Here is a 17,134-nt window from a genome sequence, read left to right as displayed (position 1 = left end):
CGCTCACTGCCCCTTGAGCACGGTGTTGGCGGAACCGGTCGTCTGCGTCGCGCCACGGACAACCAACTGCGTCTGCACGGCGAACTCGAAGGAGCGGTTCATCGATTCGATCACCCGGTCGAGCTGCCGGTTGTCCAATGCACTGCGCTCTGTCGCTCCCTGTTGAGCGGTGCTCGACGGAGCCTGCTCACGTGCGGTCTCGCCGGCTCGGCGCAGGAAGCCGTCCATCCGGTTCGTCAGCTCCGAAGCGAGTTGGCCGGGGTCGGCCAAGGTACCGGCTCGCGCCGGCCAACTCTGCTGGCGCGCCGCCGCCTCCGCTGCATGGTCGAAGGCCGGCTGCTGCTCGGCGCCCGTCTGGATGACCAGCGTGGAGCCGGACAGCAACGTGCTCGGCAACCCGTTTGCGATCGTCATATGCGCCTCCGAAAATGGATCTGCGAGAGCCGACCGCGGTCAACCTTCTTCGTCGGCCATGGCCTCGCCAAGCATGTCGGTCATGCGCGGCATCAGCAGCATCGACATGATCTGCGAGCCGTATTGCCCGACCATCCGGGCGAGTTCGTCCTGGCTGATCTCGTCCTGCTGCTCGGCCGCGCCGGCGCCGGCATTGCGCTGCTGCGCCGCTGCGATCGCATCGTCGAAGCCGGCTCCGTTGTTATCGACCGAGCCGCCGGACTGGGCGGTATTCACCGGTTGCACGCTCATCGCTGCTCTCCTCGGTATCCGCCGGGCGCGAACAGTCGCGCTGTCGGCCAGTCGACACGCCGTAAGGTAGGAGCGCCATTTTCACGATGTCAACGTTTATTATGATATAGTCGATGTTACAGCTCAGATGTTGCGTTATGAATAATGAATTCATTACACATTAGTAAGGTAATTTGAAATTCAAATCTTTTGACGAGGCGCATTAGTTCCATTTGATATCTAAATAAGCGAATCCAATGCATTCATAATTTCAAATAACATTGCAGTTCGTGAATCGAATGCTTGACGAATCCTTTATCGACATTAACGTTCCCCTGGCTTGAACGACTCTCGGGTCGTTCGGGCGCCGGAGCCGGGGCATCGAAGATCCCGCACCGGTCCGATCCAGAGCACGTCAAAACGGAGTCTGCGATGTCCGGAGCCTCGTCCGTCCAGAGCACCACTACGCCGGAGAATGCGATCCAGCAGATGGAAGCCGCCTTCAACCGCGCCATCGTGAAGTCGGCGGAAATCACCACCAAGACGACCGAGAAGAAGGTCAGCCTCGACGCCGCCAAGCAGCGTCCGAACGCCTGATCGCGCTTTCCCGGCGTATTGGCGTGGCCGGTCTGGCCACTGCCCTCCAAGCCACCACCGCGCGCCGCCACAAGGCGGCGCGCGGCCCCTCCGGTCGCGCAACGGTCTCCTCGCCATCGACCCGGCGTGCGGGCTAGCCGGAACGCCGCCGGCGCCAGCTTCAGGAGGCCGTCATGCGAGTCAACAAAGCCGACGGTGGCCTTGTCAGCCAGACCGCGAGCACGCAGTCTACCAATCCGATCGGATCGCTGCTCAAGACCCTCGCTGACATCGTTCGCAAGGTGCTCCAGGCGTTGGCCCCCGTGCTGTCACGGGTGAACTATGCAGCCTCCATGACCAGCGCTGCGGGCCGCAACCCCAAGGTCATCTGGGCCGGAAACCTGAAGCCGGGACAGGCGGGTACCCCACAGGGGCAGGCCCTGATCGCCAAGCAGGAGCGGGTGCTGATCCTGCTCGCACAATTGCTGGCGAACTCGCTTGCCAACAGCGACCCGGCGAAAGCGAAGGAGAGCCAGGTCCTCACTGCCCAGATCAAGGCCATCATCCTCAATGACGAGGCGACGGTCGCAGGACAGGAAGCACATGACCGCGGTGTCGAAACAGCCGCCGCCGAGCAGAAATACGGCGCCGGCACTGCGAGCAAGCCGCAGCTCGTGCCGTCAGGCGGGGGCGACTGGATCCAGTCGAACGGTCAGTGGGTCCATCCGGAAGTGGCTCGCGCCCGTGCAGCGCAGGACTCGGCCGAAGGCCGTGGTGTCGAGGCCCGCGCCAAATCCGACGAGGCAACGGCCCAGGTCGAGGTCTACGCTGCCGACCCGGAATATCGCTCGGCGGTCGCCGGCGCGAACCGGACGCTGGCCAAGACGCTGGCGCCGGAAGGCATCACCTTCGAGATCAAGGCGACCAAGCCACTCGCCCAGGCGCAGTCCGACCTCAAGGATGCGCAGGGAGTTGCCGGCAAGGCGACACAGAGCCGTCAGAAGCGCGAGCAAGCGGAATCTGTACTTCTCGCTGCGCTGGTGGACAAGAACAAGGTGCGTGGGCCGCAAGCTCCCAATGCCGCGGCAGTCGGGCCGGCGGAAAGCAGCGAAAGCAGCACGGTCTCCGATCGCAGAGTCGATTATGAGGGCAAGGAAGTCAGGGCCAAGTTCGCCGAATACGGCCAGCTCTCCGCCGAAGCCGATCTACTCGATGTCGAACTCAGCGAGTTGGTGGCCCAGCAACTGATCCGGACGACACAGCCGGGTACGCCGGAGCGCACCGAGGCCGAGCGGATGGCGGGGGCAGCCCCAAACCAGCGCAGCGTGGCTGAGGCCAATCGTAATGTCGCGGTCAAGGCCAGTGATCTCGCTGATGCGGACAGGGATGTCGCCTGGGCGAAGTTTCAGGCTGCCCCGATCGAGGACGCCGCGCTCAACAACCTGCGCGAAAAAAGCCCGCACTTGTTCAAAGCCGACGGGTTCTACGACGGCAACAGAAAATACTCCGGCAACCTGAGGAACGTAACGGTCGATGACGATCGGAAGGACGGGCAGCTTTACGCCACGATCGTCTACGAGAATAAGACGCTCGTCATTCAGCTGACTTTTGCGCCGGGCGCCAAGAATATCCGGCGCGGTGCGCATGAGCGCGACATCGACGTGGCGTGGAGCAATATAAACGGCTGCGGCCCGAACAGCCTTCTGGTTGCTCAGCAGCGCAAGCAAGCCGCTGAGGCAGCCTTTGCGTCGAGCGCGGTCGAGCAGATCAAAGTGAACATCGAGCTCGCGGGAAGAACCATCCCCGCGCTCGAGGCCGCCCTCGGCACTGCGCTCACGGACCACGGGCCCGCGATCCCCGTTGGCGGTCCCGGCGAGAGCGCGCCTTTCGCTGGCGCGGTCAAGGCGACGATGGACGGCGTCGAGGTCTGGGTTCACTCCGATGTGGCGGTGATCTTGTCGGCCCTCAATGCGACGCGCGATCTCGAACACGATCTTCAGGTTCAGCTCAGGAGTGCCGAAGCCTGGCATGACTTCGCGAAGTTCACCGCGACGCTGCCGACCAAGCTGCTCAACGAAGATTCTGGCCAGCATCAGAGCTATCTGAAGGCGGCCTACTACCAAAGCCGCCGAACCGAGGCGACCACGCAGATCGAGCTGACCTTCGGCGCGATGACGCTTGAGGCTTTGCCTAACGGCAAGGCACTGTTCGGCGTCGAGCATGCCCTCGGTGGCAAGGATCTGGATTCGGCGCTCGAGATGGCGGGCGCCGGCCCCAAAGAAGCCGAGGCGATGTCCGCCAAGATTCGGGAGCTCGGCGGCGACAAGGCACGGGTTACCTTCGTGCCTTTCCAGTACATCGACGCCAGCGTCGGCTCGCAGCAGATGCTGTTTGCCATCGTGCGTGGGCTAGATGGCCAGGATCATGTCGTCGACAATCGCGGATCCGACTATGATCTGGCCGGGCGCAAGCCCGAGAACATCAAGTCCTTCATCGAGACCTACCAGAACGACAATGTTCTGGCGGAGAGCGGCACGATCATCGTTCCGAAGAATTTCTCCTTTACCGCCACAAACGAGAAGGTCGAGACCGAGGCGTTCCAGGCCCACATACCCACTGTCTTTGACAAGGTCGTCGATCCCATCGCGACCGGCGTGGCCACCGTCGGGGGCGTCCTGGCGTTCGTTCCCGGCGTCAACATAGTCGCCGCCCCGCTCGCGCTCGTCGCAGGCACCTATCTTGGTGCTCGGCAGCTGCAGAACTTTGGCGAGGACATTTATTACGGCAGAGAAATCACGGTTGGCCGTGTCTTCACCGAGCTTCTCTCAGTCGGGACCATGGTCTTCCCGCTTGCAGGATCGGCGTCTCGCTTTGTCGGATTGCGGCAGGCGGGAATGACCACCGTCGCGTCGGCGCGCACCTCGATCGGGGCGACCTATGGCCGGACGTCCTATTATCAGGATGCCGGCCTGATCATGCAGGGCGCGACCGGCACGGCGCTCAGCGTCGCCCGCACGCTCGACCTGGCCTCGATCGCAGCTGGCGCGCCACTGATCCTTGTCTCCGCCAACAACCTGATGACGCATGGCGATGAGCCGGGCGCGGGCTCGCTGATGGAGCTGATGAACTTCGCCTCCGGCGTCTACGGCACGACGGCTGGCCTGCGCGCGCATGTCGAGCAGGGCCGAGCCGCTCCCCAACCCGCAACGCAGAGAGCGCGCCATGTAGCGACGTCGACGACATTCACGCATCCCGCGCTAGGGACGGCTGCTTTGCCGAGCGGCCTTGGGGGGCTGGGAACAGCGCGTGGCGGCGGTCCGCAGGGTGTCGTGGCAAACACGCAGCCGGCGTCACAGCCCGGTGGGTCGCGAAATGATCCTGGCACGACCGATCGTTCGGCCGAGCCACATACGAACGGCGTCGATCCGGTGGTCGGCGAAGGAGCGCCTGCGCCCAGTCCGGCAGCGACGGTCTTGCCGACTGTCGTCGATGCAGTGACCGCCGGCCAGATCGTGAACAGTGGCGGCACGGGGCACGGCGATACCGGCAATGGGAACACCGAGCAGCAGGCGCGGCCAGGGCGCTCGCTGGAGGAAGGCAGGGCTTCAGGCCCAAGGCAGTCAGTGGTGGCGGATGACGCTTCCCCGCCCCCCCGGATCGCAGGACCCGCGTCCGCGACTGGTGTGCTGAAGCCCCACCTGTGGATGACCGGTTCGTCGCCTGTGATGGACGCCGTGGGCGGCGCGGGTGATCTGCGCCACTTGACCGACGGGACCGGTGCCTCGCCGGAAGAGGTCATGGCGCGCATCCGCGAGAAGCTGGAGCAGGAAGCGAACAAGCCACAGCCGCGCAATCTGAGCGCCGGCGCCCAGCCGAAAGGAGGCCCAGATCAGCAGTTGATTACGCAGGGACGCGGACTGGTCGGCCAATCACCGGATCCTCAGGTCGATGGCGCCTTGAACAGTGTCCTGCATTATCTTGCCGGCGCACCGAAGACGGCGCCGGGATATGGCCGAGCGCTCTCCGATCTCCAGGCATTGGTCCGCCATATCGAGAATCCTGGTCAAACATTGACGCTGGGCCCTACCCTGGCGCGCGCCCAGGCCTATGCGATCGACTCCACGCAGCGCAGCGTCGATTGGCCGACGACCGTGCCCTCGCGGCACGGCGTGGCTGAGACCTCGCGGCAGCGGGCCGCTGAACCGGATGGCGGCCCTGCCTCTGTGCCTGACTTGCTGCAGCGGTGGACGGAATTGCGCGAATCGCGCGGTCCGTTGACCGCGCCGGACTGGTTGCGGGCTGCCATGGAGGCGGAGAGAAGCGCGGCCAGCCAGCCGCAACCGGCCCGCTGGACCCAGACCGAGCCGTGGACGTGGCAGAAGAATGCCCCCGACATCCGTGTCCTGGGACTCGTGCGTGCTCGGATCAATTCGGGAGCGCTCGCTCGCCCGATAGGGTTCCAGCTGGGGTCGCAGGTTGATGCATCGCCTGTTGGTTCACCGACCTGGCGCTCTTTCTCGGTCGGTTTAGGTGTGAAGAGCAACTTCCGGTCGGTCGGAGCTGCCTCGAAAGAAGGGCTGCGCGAAACACGCGATGCGCTGCAGTCGGCTGCCGGCGTTTCGATCCGGCCTAACGAGCATCGGAACGTCTCCAGCGCGCAACTTGGCGCGCCGGTCTCTCATCAGGTGGCCTTCCAGTTCAAGGGAGCGGACTTGCTCAAAGCGGGCGAGGACTTGATCTTCGGCAAACAGGCGCACCCGGTGTTCGGCCTCCTGCCGAAGAAGGCCCGTGTCGTCCCAGCGTCCAAGACGGGATCGCCCAATCCGCAAGGTCATGTCGTCGAGATCGTCTACGGCCTCTCCCTGCGCTCCAAATCGGTGGAGTTGCAGCCCGGCGAGACCGACGTGTTCGGGGCGCCAGAGAGTAATAAGGCAGGCTTCGTGCACTTCGAGGGCGCCGTGCCCTACGAGAAGGTCATGCTGGAGGACAAGCTCTACCTGCATCCGGCCTGGGTCAACGCATTGCCGAATGCCATTGGCAAGTTCATTCCGCGGATCGCGCTCGAGCGTCGCCACGAGGTTGCGATGGACGCGGCGTTCCATCAGGACTTCACCGTCTCGCGCGAGTTCCTCGACCTCAACCAGACGGTCCTCGGCAAGCTGCGGCTGAGGACGCAGGTCGTCGTGAACAACCCTGACGATGCGGCTGCATTGGCCAAGGCGCCCTCGGCCGAATTGCTTCAGGAATTGCGGGCCAAGGGCGCGATCGATCCGGATCAGCGCCTGACCTATGCGCGTGGCTCCGGTAGCGGACTGCGCCAGTCGGCGGTCCCCGGCCTGCCGCTCAAGGAGGCGATCGTCGATCTCGCCGGCAATAAGCGGCGCGTCTGGTCGCCGGGTTCCAGCCGGCTCGAGATCATCATCAACGAGCAGTTCAAGCCGCGCAGATCGTTCAATCTCGACCGGCTTCTGCTCGCCAAGGCGCCAACGACATTGAGCCATTATGTTCCGTCGGACGGGCCGATCTTCTGGGGAATGTTCGGCGACAAAGACAATGTCGCGATGACGACGATCCGCACTGCGGCCTTGTCGATGCAGGCTTTTACCTTCGGTGTTCCTGGTATGCCCGCGCTTCAGCTGCCCCTGGCCGTAAGTATCGAGGGCAGGCTGTTCTACAAGACGAAGCTGCCGGACGCGGCTCCGGCGGTGGCTGCCGAGCGGACGACGAGCTGGGAATTCCCCACAGCGGACGGCCTCGTGCTCGCGGTGGACGGGCCGCGCTGGCTGAAGCGGCTCGATGCGCGGGCCGACACCGGGCGGATCGCGGTATTCCCGCGCGGCGGCAACGAGGCAGTCGGCAAGTGGCTGACCGGGCTCGAGGCGCAAGCCACGCCCAGCCAGAAAGTGGCAATCGCCGATTTCAGGCGTGACGTTCTTCCGGGCCTGAAAGACGAATCCTTCCTGACGCCCGAGCAGGCCGCCGCCGTGCACGATTTCATCGTCGGGCAGGCGAGGCCGAAAACCGGCAGGCCGCAAGACGGCATCGTCGAGCTTCGCCCCGGAGCGCTCGAGCTGCCGCTCAAGGCATGGTACGAAACGCACGGCTTCACGGTCGAGATCGCACGGCGCAATCCCATGCCGCTCTGGGACGCTGCGCGGCAGAATCTCGAGACGCTGAGGGTACGCAGCGAACCGGATGGCGACAGCGCCAGCCGGCCGGCGAGGCCTGCCACTGAAACCCCGGATGAATTGAAGCCGCATTTCTGGTCGGTCGGCTCGGCGCGCGCACTCGATGCAGCGACCGGGCCCGACTACCTTCGCCACCTGAGCGACGGCACCGGCGCCGCGCCGGAAGACGTTCTGGCGCGCATCCGCGAGAGGCTGGAGCAGGAGGCGAACAAGCCGGAGCCGCGCGATCTGAGCGCCGCCGCCCAGCCGCAAGGCGGGCCAAACCAGCAGTTGATCGCAAAGGGGCGCGGGCTGGTAGGCCAGTCGCCGGACCAGAAGGTCGACGGTGCCCTGACCTTGGCGCTCGGCTATCTCGCGAAGGCACGCGAGACCGCGCCAGGCTATCGCCAGGCAATCGCCGATCTCGGACATCTCGTCCAGCATATCGAGAACCCCGCCCAAGGCGCCTTCGATGCGCGACTGCAGGCCGTGCTGGCTCGCGCGAACTCCTATGTCTTCAACCGCGTCATGGACCCCGAGGCGCAGTGGCCGCTGACGGTGCACCGAGCACCGGCGGCGAAGCCGAAGCCGGCCGTCGTGCAACCGAGCGCCGGCGCAGCCGCGGCGAATCCAACAGCGCCGCAGCGCACGGCCGGATCCGATGCGTTGTTGTCGCCGGGCGTCGCTTCGTTGATCGGACAGCATGGCGTTTCGCTGATGCCCAATCTGGCGGCCCAGGTGAGGGCGAGCAAGGCCTTCAAACCGACACCGGACGACGATCGCGCAGTCAGGCTGTTTCCGCAGCCTTCGGGGGATCCTGGGATGCAGACCAGGTTTGCCCTTACCATGCAGCGGCCGGTCGATGTCTACGGGCAGCAGGGCGGCGCACCCGCCACGGGGCTGCTCACGGCCGACACCCAGTTCTTCGACAATTATGCCGACGCGGCCGCTGCCGTGGCCAACCTGCCACCGCCGAAAGGAAGCCTTCGCGGCAGCTTCGTCTACAAAGTCGAGGCCGATGCGAAGGACATCGCCGGCATCGGCAATCTGGCCGAGATACCTGCCGACTGGCTGCCTGGAGCCCAGTTCGTCTACCGCAGCGGGGACGTCTTTCCGGCGGTCGCCTTGCGTCCGGCGCCGGGCGCCGCCGCGGTGAGCCAGCCGGCGGTTGCCACACCGCGGCAGGTTCAGGTCCCGCCGCAGCCGCATGTCGGCCAAGCTGCGACCGCGAACACAGGCTCGATCGACCCGATCGCGGAAGCCAGGCAATCTCCCCAAATCACGAAGCGGCCCGCCTTTGCGGGGCCGCAAAAAAATCTGAAGAAGACCTTCGTCGATCTGGCGGACGTGTACTGGCGCAAGAAGCAGTCCGGAGCTTCCCTACCGGAGCCCGACGCACAGATGAAGGCGCAGACCGCCTATCTCGCTACCGCCCAGTCGCCGGACGATCACGCCCTCAAGAACCGCCGCTTCCACAAGAAGGTGGCCGATTATGCGACCAGGCAAGTGCCGCATCTGTTCGGCGCGCATGACTATACGGCAGTCCGCTACATTGAGGGGCCGGTGCCGCCACAGGAGATCATGGGCGGAGGAGGCTCCCACCCGGCGCTGAATCTGTCGGATTTTACGCTGCATTCGAGCTTCGAAGGCGCGCGCGAGGCGGTGCAGCAGCGCCCCGCTCCGGCCGGGAAGAAGAGACGCAAGCAGGCGGCGCCGGGCGGCTACGTCTACCGGCTCGTCGGTCCCAAGGACGTGCTAGCGGACGCGATCGCCTCGGGCTCGATCGAGACGACGCTGGTCGAGGGGGGATTGCGCGTCTTCGGCGATGGCAGCGCCTATCCCTTCAGCGTCGTCAATCGCGATGCAGCCTATGCACCCGGGCAGAACGAGACCTTCGTCAAGGGCGACAGGCCGGTCGGGCGCAAGGACAAGCTCCGCATCGTCGGCACCAATGTCGGTTATGTCGGAGGCGCCGCCTTCGGCGCTTACATGACGGCGCGCCTGGGCACCGGCAGCCATATCGGCGCGCGCGATCTTTTGTCCTCGCTCGCGATCTATGCCTGGCTCTACCGCTGCGGCATCGCCGGCATCCGGCAGGGCGCCAAGATCCGGCTACAGAAGCGGCAGCACAATGCTGCCCTCGTCTCGGACGTTGCGCATGACAAATTCAAGCCCGGAGAAGCCCTGCTCGATCAGATCGGGCGGCAGGTGACGGGCGGGCAGGGACGGCGGCTGGGGATCGAGAAGACGGATCGCCAGCGCTATGCCAGCGCGATCGAGATGGCGAAGAACGCCGTAGAAAACGGCAAAACGCCCAATCCAGCCACGATGATGGTGGTGCGCGAGGCGGTGGTCGACATCGCGACGCAGCCGCTGCTCGGAAAGCGTGGCTTCTTCCATCGCGTCGGCAACAAATCCGAGATCGAGCAGGCGGCCGCCGAGCTGCATCGGGACCCGACCCAGTCGGCGCCGTGGCTGACGATCGCCGATGCTCACCTCGATATCCTGAAGCGCCGCACCACCGGCTGGCACGGCGCGATCTGGGGCCATAGCCGCGCCGACCGGATGAATTATCTCCTTGCCTTCGAGACGCTGCGCGCGAACCGGCTGGACGCCGAGGCGATGAAGGTGCTGGAAACGGCGCCGGGCCGCCTGATCTCGCCGAATACGCCGACCGGGCGCATCCTCGAATTCGCGCGCTATGCCAGCTTCGGCATCAGCAATGCAAACACCACACGCCTGGTGACCAATCCATTCCTCGACCCCGGCGCCTACCGCTATCTCGGCGTGCTCGACACCTTTGATGGTGCGGCAACCCTCGCCAGCAACTCCGCCAGCGCGGTCTTCCTGTTCGGCAACATACCCGGCGTCGTCGGGACCGCCTCGAAGCGCGGTGTCGGCGATGCCGACTTCAATGCGCCCAAGAAGGCGGCGGAAGAGCTCAACGCATCGGCAAGCGCTGGCAATGTCCCGGCCACACAGGCACAGCCCGGCACTCCTGCGCAAAGCGGAACTGCGCCGGCTGGCAAAAATCAGAAGCCTCACCCGACCTACCCGGCGACGAGCGGTGGCAAGATCATCGGCCCGGTCCGCCGCTTCCTCGCCAGTGCCGGCGATCCGAAGGCCGTCGCCCACGACGGCCGGTTGCCCGATGGCCCACCGGAAGCGGACGGGACGCAGAAATACGTGCCGATGTACAAGCCCTCGCTAGTCCAGCGCTGGGCGCAATATGCTTCAGCCGGCGACGCCGCGGGCATGGTGCCGTTCTTCGCAGCCGACGGCGTCCATTTCGTAGAAGCCTTGGCAGAGCGCCAGTATGTTCTCGCTGGTATCGAGGGGACGAAACTGGTCGCCAACTGGTGCATCTTTCGCGCCGCCCAGAAGGACCATATCGATGAATACCGCTCCAATCGCGGCATGGGCCCGATTGTCTGGCACAGCCGCGTCACTGATATGTTCAACGCACCGTTGAACGGTGCTGAGCGAAATCCATCGAGCATCGACAAGCCCTGGCTGCGCTATGGTCTGCCGCCTCTGGTCCTGCTCGGCGCAGGGGTCGCTGTCCGCGTCGGCTTGAGCTTGGCGTTTCCCTGGGAGCCGATCGAGGAACCGCCTCAGCCCGTGACCCCTCCTGACCCGGCTCCGGTACCTGGCCCTGTCCAGAACCCGCTATTGCCCGGCCCGGGAGGGCTCTATCGGGCGGTTGAAAACATGAATGATGGCGCAGGACCGGAACCGGAGGGTTCGAACGCACCGGCGGTGAATTCGTTCATGCGGTTCGTCACGACAGAGGAGAAGACTGGATCGACCCTGGCTGCCTGAACGGGTGTCGCGGCGGTGGCAGGCGCTACGCAAATTGCCGCTAGCGGACATTGTTGATGTACCGAATGGGCCAGCCCGGCCACTAAGACGGGGTATCAAACAGCCTGCCAGAAAGCGGACAGACGCGATGTCGGCTATGGGCCAGGATCGGCTGTTGCTCTGCGTGCGGTGAACCCGGCCATGGCTCGCAACGAGATTCGGCGAGGCGTCGAACTGCGCGGCCTGCCCTGCCCTCCTGCGCATCTTACGGGGCATCCCGTGTGGGTTCGCTACGCTACTCGGCGCTCTCCCCAAGGCGCATCCAATCGTGCAACTGGCTGCTACATCATTGCTTGGCCTGAGGAGATCTCGTGTCGACCCCTGCCTACCTCACGCTCGAAGAAGTCGTTGCCCGCTACCGTAGCCAGGTCAGCGAAGGCACGCTGCGGAACTGGAGAGCGATGCGGATCGGTCCGTCCTTCATCAAAATCGGCAAGGCGGTCCTCTATCACGTCAGCGAGCTCGATCGTTGGGACAAATCCAATCTCGTAGTTTGCAGACCCTCCCGATCCTTGTCATTGGCGGAGTAAGCCCCCGAGGGCGAACTCGATCAGCATGGCCGGCTGTTCACGTCATGAGCAATGCGATATGACAAGATTCACGATGCGGAATCCGTGACCATGCGGGACTATGAAGTATCACGGAGGCTCTGCCATGATCGCGAGGTATTCATCACGAGCAATCATACGCTGCATATACCAATTAACGACCCCAGATTAGCTTGATGCTGGAGCAAGGCGCTGAAAAACAACAAGAATTAATCTTTGAGCATACTGCTCCACAACCACCCCTCGGGGGATCCGACACCGTCCGGCGCCGACATGCGCATGACCCGCGAGCTGGTCGATATCGCCAAGCCGCTCGGCATCGCCATCCACGACCACATCATCGTCGGCCGCGACGGCCATGCCAGCTTCAAGGGGCTGGGGCTGATCTGAACGCGGCCCGAACCGCACCGGGTGACAGGCCCAAGGTCCGGCGCATCGCCCGTGCCAGTGCCGAACCCGATTCAAAACCGGTACGCCATGCGATCTCGCCGACCGGAAGCGTCGAGTCGGTCAGCAGGCGATGGGCAGTCTCGATGCGCTGCCGGTTTCGGTAGTCGCCAATCGACATGCCGGTGCATTGCCGGAACAGCCGCGTCGCCTGCCGCCGCGACACGCCAAAAGCATCGGCGAGCTCGTCGAGCGGGACATCTTCGTCCAGCCGCTCGCCTATGGCCGAGCGCATTTCGGTGACGAGGGCACTGCCGTGGTCATGGCTGCTCGCGCTGGAGAGCGGCTCGTCCTGCTCGATGCGGGTCAGGGTCGCAATGAGCAGAGCCGCCGCCAGATGGTCCTGCGCAGCCCTCGGCACGGCGTCGGTATCGTCGGCGCAGCATAAGCGAAGCAGCGTCCGCATCAGCGGCGTCGCTGCAAACAGCGATGGCTTCTTGATGCGGCGCTCGAGAGGACGCGACGGCGCAAACTGCGCGAGCGCCGCTTCGGTCAGATAGAGCGCCACATGATTGCTCGCGTGGCGGACCGCCTGCGACTCGTGCGCCTGCATTTTCGGGACGACGACGAAGCGATCCTCGCTGAGCCAGGTAACCGACCGGCGCGTTTCATCTCGGAAGGCGATGGTGCCGCGGGCGGGCATCAGGATCATCGCGCAGTCGTGCCAATGCCACTGCGTGCGATAGTGCAGGCCTCCGCCGGTCACGACGGCACGGTGCTCGCTCGCATCGAGAAGACGCGGCGGCGGCGCCGAATGCCGGATGTGCTCGAACGATCGAAGCATGCGGCCTGAAGACTAGCACAAACAGAGGAACGCGCTGGGACGACCAAGGCGACGATGGCCCATTGGGTCGCATCATATGGCCCGGCGGGTTGCGCGGGGCGCAGCTCGAACCGGCAAGCTCCGGTCATGACATCCGAGCCCATCCCCACCCGGCGCTATGCCGAACACGTCTTCATGGTCAACGTGTTCAGCAATGGGCCCGGCGGTGGCAACCCCGCGCCCATCGTCGTCGACGCCCAGCAGCTCGATGGCGAAGCGATGCGCGCGGTCGCCGCCCGCCATGGCCATGAGAGCGCCTTTGTCATGCCCGGGCGTGACGGCTGTGACTACCAGCTGCGCTTCTTCGTGCCGAACCACGAAATGGAAATGTGCGGCCATGCCACGCTCGGCACGATCTGGCTGCTCGACCACCTGGGCGAACTGCCCCAGCGAACCGTTTCGATCGCGACGCTGTCAGGGCCGGTTCAGGCCCGTATCGATGACGGACAGGCGAGCGTGAGCCAGTCCAGAGGGCGATCCACTGACGTCGACGACCCCGCCGCCGTGCTCGACGTCCTCGGCCTGCGCCCATCCGACCTCTTGGACTATCCGGTGGTCAACGCCGCGACCAGCCGCGTCAAGACGCTCGTCCCGCTGCGCTCGATCGAGACACTCAACGGCCTTCGGCCCGATTTCGCCCGGATCGAAGCCCTGTGCGATGCGATTGGCTCAACCGGCCTTTATCCGTTCGCACCGGTCGATCCGGACACAGGCGCCTTTTCGGCCCGGCAATTCCCGCGTTCTTCCGGCTATCCGGAGGACGCGGCGACCGGCATCGCCGCCGCGGCGCTGGCCTGGAGCGCCTGGGACCTCGGCCTGACTTCGACGCACCGCGTCGTTATCCAGCAAGGCGAGGCCATGGGACGGCCATCACAGATCACGGTGGAATGCGACGGCGACCGATGCTGGCTGTCCGGTCATGCCGAGCTCATTGGGGAGACGCCGCTATGAACCGCCGCCTGTTCCTCACCGGCGTCGCCACCATGGCAGCTGGACAAAGCTTCGCGCAACAGAATGCTGCGCCCTGGCCTGCAAGGCCGATCCGCTTCATCGTGCCATACGCGGCCGGCGGCCCGACTGATGTCGCGGCTCGAATCCTCGCCGAGACGCTCTCCCAACGCCTGCCTCAGCACGTCGTCGTCGAGAACGTCACCGGAGCGGGCACCGTTGTCGGCACCGCGCGAGCAGCGGCCATGAAGGACGGCCATACCTTCCTGATCGCGACCGTCGCCCATGCCGTGAACACGGTGCTGTACGCCAACCTGACCTTCGATCCGGTCAGGGACTTCCGTGGCGTTGCTCTGATGGGAACCGTCCCGCAGATCGTGCTGGTCAGGAACAGCTTTGCCGGAAATTCGCTCGCCGATCTGCTGGCGGCAGCGCGGGCCAAGTCGGGCGGCCTGACCTATGGCTCTGCCGGCATCGGCTCGGCCCAGCATCTGGCCGCCGAGCTGCTCGCGAAGCTGGCGAAGATCAACCTCGTCCATGTTCCCTATCGCGGCAGCGGGCCGGCCGTTACCGATCTGATCGGTGGCCAGCTCGACCTCGTGATCGACAGTGCCGCGACAGCGCTGACGCAAGTCAAAGGCGGCGCCTTGCGCGCGCTTGCGGTGACCACGAAAGAGCGGCTCCCGGCCTTGCCAGAGCTGCCGACCGTGGCCGAAACCCTGCCGGGCTACGAGGCTTACACGTGGAATGCGGTGCTTGCGCCCGCCGGCACTGCGCCCGAGATCATCGCCGCGATGAACCGGATCACGAACGCCGCCTTAGCCGACCCGGCTCTGACACGGCGCTTCGAGGAACTCGGCATCGCAGTCGCCAAGAACTCGACGCCTGAGGCGACGGATACTTTCGTCGCCAGTGAGATGGCGAAGTGGCAGCCGATCCTGCGCAGCGCCGGGATTGCACCGAACTAGGCGGCTGCCGAACACCGCGCGGTCAGTAAACGAAGGCGTAGGTGGTCGGGACAAGCCCGACCATGACGATGTCGCCTCACACCTCCCGCATCGCGAGGCCGAACTCGCCCAGCCTCCGCATCAGATGGCCGGTCTCGACCAGTGTCTCCGGCAGATGCAGCCCGCCCGTCGGGCGCGCCTTGCCGGCGAGGCCGAACAGCCCCTCGATCACCACGGCGATGCCCTTGGCGCTGAGCGCGGCATAGCCGTCAGGATCGACCAGTTCCCAGCGGAAACGGCCCTCGCGGCCGTCGCGGCGCTGCCCCGTGATCTCGATGATCACCTCATGCGAGGGCTTCTCGCCACGCAAGGTGCTCGCCGTCTGCCCCTCGGCGAAATCGACGCGCACGCTTCCCGCCTCGCTCGCCGACAGGCTGAAGACATCGACCAGACCGACGGTCGCACCCTGATGCGTGCGGCCATCGACGCCGGTGTAACTGCGCTCGGTTTGCGGCGCTCCGATCCAACGCCACAGCCCCTCCGACTTGACCAGTGGCGCCGGGCCGATCGCACCGATGCGGTCCATGTCCTGTTGCGAAGCGAGTCCGAGCGGATCGGCCGGATCGAAGACAAGCCCGACCTCGATCGCATCGACGCGCTCGAAATCACCGGTGGCATGCAGCGCGGCAAGCGCCGGTACAGAACCCATGCTGTGGCCGAGCAGGACGACCGGCGCCGCCTTGGGTTGGCGGATGAAGCCCGCGATTGCCGGACCGACCTCGAACACGCCATCCGACAGCGCGACATAGGCCGCACCTTGCGCCGCGGCCCAGCCCTGCGTGCGCAGCGAAAGATCGCGCACCGCCATCAGCACGACCGCTGGTTTAAGCTCGACCAGCAGGCCGAGATCATCGCGCTCAAGATCGAGTGGTGCAGTGCTGGCATGGCCGAGCTCGGCGACCAGCGCCTGCGCCTTGGCGGCATCGCGGCCGGCGATCACCAGTGGCAGCTTGGGATGGAGCTGGCGCAAGGCGCGGGCGGTACGCGAACCGACGCTGCCATAGCCGCCCAGGATCAGGACGGGACCGAAAGCGGGGTTAGCCATTGGCCTTGACCTCCGTAAAGGTCGCGCCGAACTCCTTCATCCGGCCGACGTAATAGGCCGGGTCGATGATCCCATCGGGAAAGTAGAGGCCGGCCTTCAGTGCCTCACCTCCGGCGAGCCCGAGCGCGCGTTCGGTCGCGAGCGCGACGCCAAGCGCCGTCAGCGGCGCCTGGCCCCGCGGGTGCACCACCTCGTAGCGCCGCGTGCCCCGCTCACCCGACTGCAGCACGCCCTCGATCGCGATCACACTCTCAGTCGAGAACGGCTCGCCGGCCCGGCGGCTGGCCGAAACGTCGAAGGCAAGGTCGAAGCGGATATTCTTCGCGTCGGTCGCGGTGGCGAGGCTGAGCACGTCAAGCGGGCCATAGGCCGTCGCCGGGAGCTCGACGCCATCGACACTGCGATAGCGCGCCGTGGCCTCCTCGCCCGCGATCCAGACGAAGCGGCCATCCTTCAGCGTCAAGGTCGCGGAGCCCGACTGGGTGATGCGCTCGTAATCGGTCAGCGCCGCCTGCCCGCCCATGTCCTGCTCGTCGAGCAGTACGCCGACATGGAGCGTCTCGATCGAGCGGAACGCCTTGGCGTATTCCAGCGTCGGGAACAGCGCCGCGCCGGCGAGCCATTGGCTGGTGAGCACGACCGGCGCCGCCTGCGGCGCATGGATGAAGCGCGCGGCCTCGATGCCGATCTCGAAGGCCCCGCTGGAGACGCTGAGATGCGGGATGCCGTGGCGCTGGGCGAAGCGCAGCGCGTGGCTCCAGTCGTCCTTGACGAAGACGATGACGGCGCTGAACAGCGCATCGCTGGGCAACCCGAGATCGGGCCTGGAGAGGTCCGCGGCAAGCGCCTCGACGCCGAGCCTCTCGGCGACTGCCTGCGCCTTGCCGAGGTCGCGACCGGCGATCGTCACCGGCAGGCTGGGATGCAGGCGGCGGATCGCTGCAGCAGCCTGTACGCCGACGACGCCGGAGCCGCCGATGATGAGGACGGGATGTTGTATGCTGGGCATCTGATAGTCTCCTAGCCGA

10 protein-coding genes and 1 pseudogene are annotated in these 17,134 nt (G+C 65.4%); 6 read left to right on the top strand and 5 right to left on the bottom strand.

Going from position 1 to position 17,134, the window contains the following annotated elements:
- Nucleotides 1-3: 3 nt before the first annotated feature.
- Entirely contained in the window at nucleotides 4-414 is a 411-nt protein-coding gene (locus tag ACSQ3M_RS00750) for a hypothetical protein (protein WP_436148176.1), read from the bottom strand.
- Between the two features lie 39 nt (nucleotides 415-453).
- Nucleotides 454-705: a hypothetical protein gene (locus ACSQ3M_RS00745; protein WP_436148175.1), complete on the bottom strand. Its 252-nt coding sequence runs from the start codon at nucleotides 703-705 to the stop codon at nucleotides 454-456.
- 411 nt (nucleotides 706-1,116) lie between these two features.
- Here ACSQ3M_RS00745 and ACSQ3M_RS00740 point away from each other — a divergent pair, with 411 nt between their 5' ends.
- The 4 genes and pseudogenes from ACSQ3M_RS00740 to ACSQ3M_RS00725 all read left to right on the top strand — a co-directional run.
- On the top strand, nucleotides 1,117-1,281 hold the full coding sequence (locus tag ACSQ3M_RS00740; protein WP_436148174.1) for a hypothetical protein: 165 nt from the start codon (nucleotides 1,117-1,119) through the stop codon (nucleotides 1,279-1,281).
- A gap of 173 nt (nucleotides 1,282-1,454) precedes the next feature.
- On the top strand, nucleotides 1,455-11,249 hold the full coding sequence (locus tag ACSQ3M_RS00735; protein WP_436148173.1) for a hypothetical protein: 9,795 nt from the start codon (nucleotides 1,455-1,457) through the stop codon (nucleotides 11,247-11,249).
- Nucleotides 11,250-11,599: 350 nt separating this feature from the next.
- Nucleotides 11,600-11,818, top strand: coding sequence for a helix-turn-helix transcriptional regulator (locus ACSQ3M_RS00730; protein ID WP_436148172.1), 219 nt, complete (start codon nucleotides 11,600-11,602; stop codon nucleotides 11,816-11,818).
- Nucleotides 11,819-12,058: 240 nt separating this feature from the next.
- A pseudogene (locus tag ACSQ3M_RS00725) lies at nucleotides 12,059-12,226 on the top strand (JAB domain-containing protein); the annotation flags it as partial.
- Here ACSQ3M_RS00725 and ACSQ3M_RS00720 read toward each other — a convergent pair.
- On the bottom strand, nucleotides 12,204-13,067 hold the full coding sequence (locus ACSQ3M_RS00720) for a helix-turn-helix domain-containing protein (RefSeq protein ID WP_436148171.1): 864 nt from the start codon (nucleotides 13,065-13,067) through the stop codon (nucleotides 12,204-12,206). The pseudogene ACSQ3M_RS00725 and the gene ACSQ3M_RS00720 sit on opposite strands and share 23 nt — an antisense overlap.
- 126 nt (nucleotides 13,068-13,193) lie before the next feature.
- Here ACSQ3M_RS00720 and ACSQ3M_RS00715 point away from each other — a divergent pair, with 126 nt between their 5' ends.
- Together ACSQ3M_RS00715 and ACSQ3M_RS00710 are read left to right on the top strand one after the other, a co-directional pair.
- Nucleotides 13,194-14,057, top strand: coding sequence for a PhzF family phenazine biosynthesis protein (locus ACSQ3M_RS00715; protein ID WP_436148170.1), 864 nt, complete (start codon nucleotides 13,194-13,196; stop codon nucleotides 14,055-14,057).
- Nucleotides 14,054-15,022 (top strand): tripartite tricarboxylate transporter substrate-binding protein, encoded by a 969-nt coding sequence (locus tag ACSQ3M_RS00710; RefSeq protein ID WP_436148169.1) that lies wholly within the window; start codon nucleotides 14,054-14,056, stop codon nucleotides 15,020-15,022. The genes ACSQ3M_RS00715 and ACSQ3M_RS00710 overlap by 4 nt, the downstream gene beginning before the upstream one ends.
- 76 nt (nucleotides 15,023-15,098) lie before the next feature.
- Here the strand turns inward: ACSQ3M_RS00710 and ACSQ3M_RS00705 are convergent, their stop codons facing one another.
- Together ACSQ3M_RS00705 and ACSQ3M_RS00700 are read right to left on the bottom strand one after the other, a co-directional pair.
- Entirely contained in the window at nucleotides 15,099-16,106 is a 1,008-nt protein-coding gene (locus tag ACSQ3M_RS00705; RefSeq protein WP_436148168.1) for a saccharopine dehydrogenase NADP-binding domain-containing protein, read from the bottom strand.
- Complete coding sequence (locus ACSQ3M_RS00700) at nucleotides 16,099-17,115, bottom strand: NAD(P)-dependent oxidoreductase (protein WP_436148167.1); 1,017 nt, start codon at nucleotides 17,113-17,115, stop codon at nucleotides 16,099-16,101. Before ACSQ3M_RS00700 ends, ACSQ3M_RS00705 begins: the two co-directional genes overlap by 8 nt.
- Nucleotides 17,116-17,134 lie beyond the last annotated feature (19 nt).

The organism is Allobosea sp. LjRoot90, from assembly GCF_964254315.1.
GTDB lineage: Bacteria > Pseudomonadota > Alphaproteobacteria > Rhizobiales > Beijerinckiaceae > Allobosea.
Note: the sequence above shows the minus strand (reverse complement) of the source record. Positions and strands in the feature narration are given on the sequence as shown.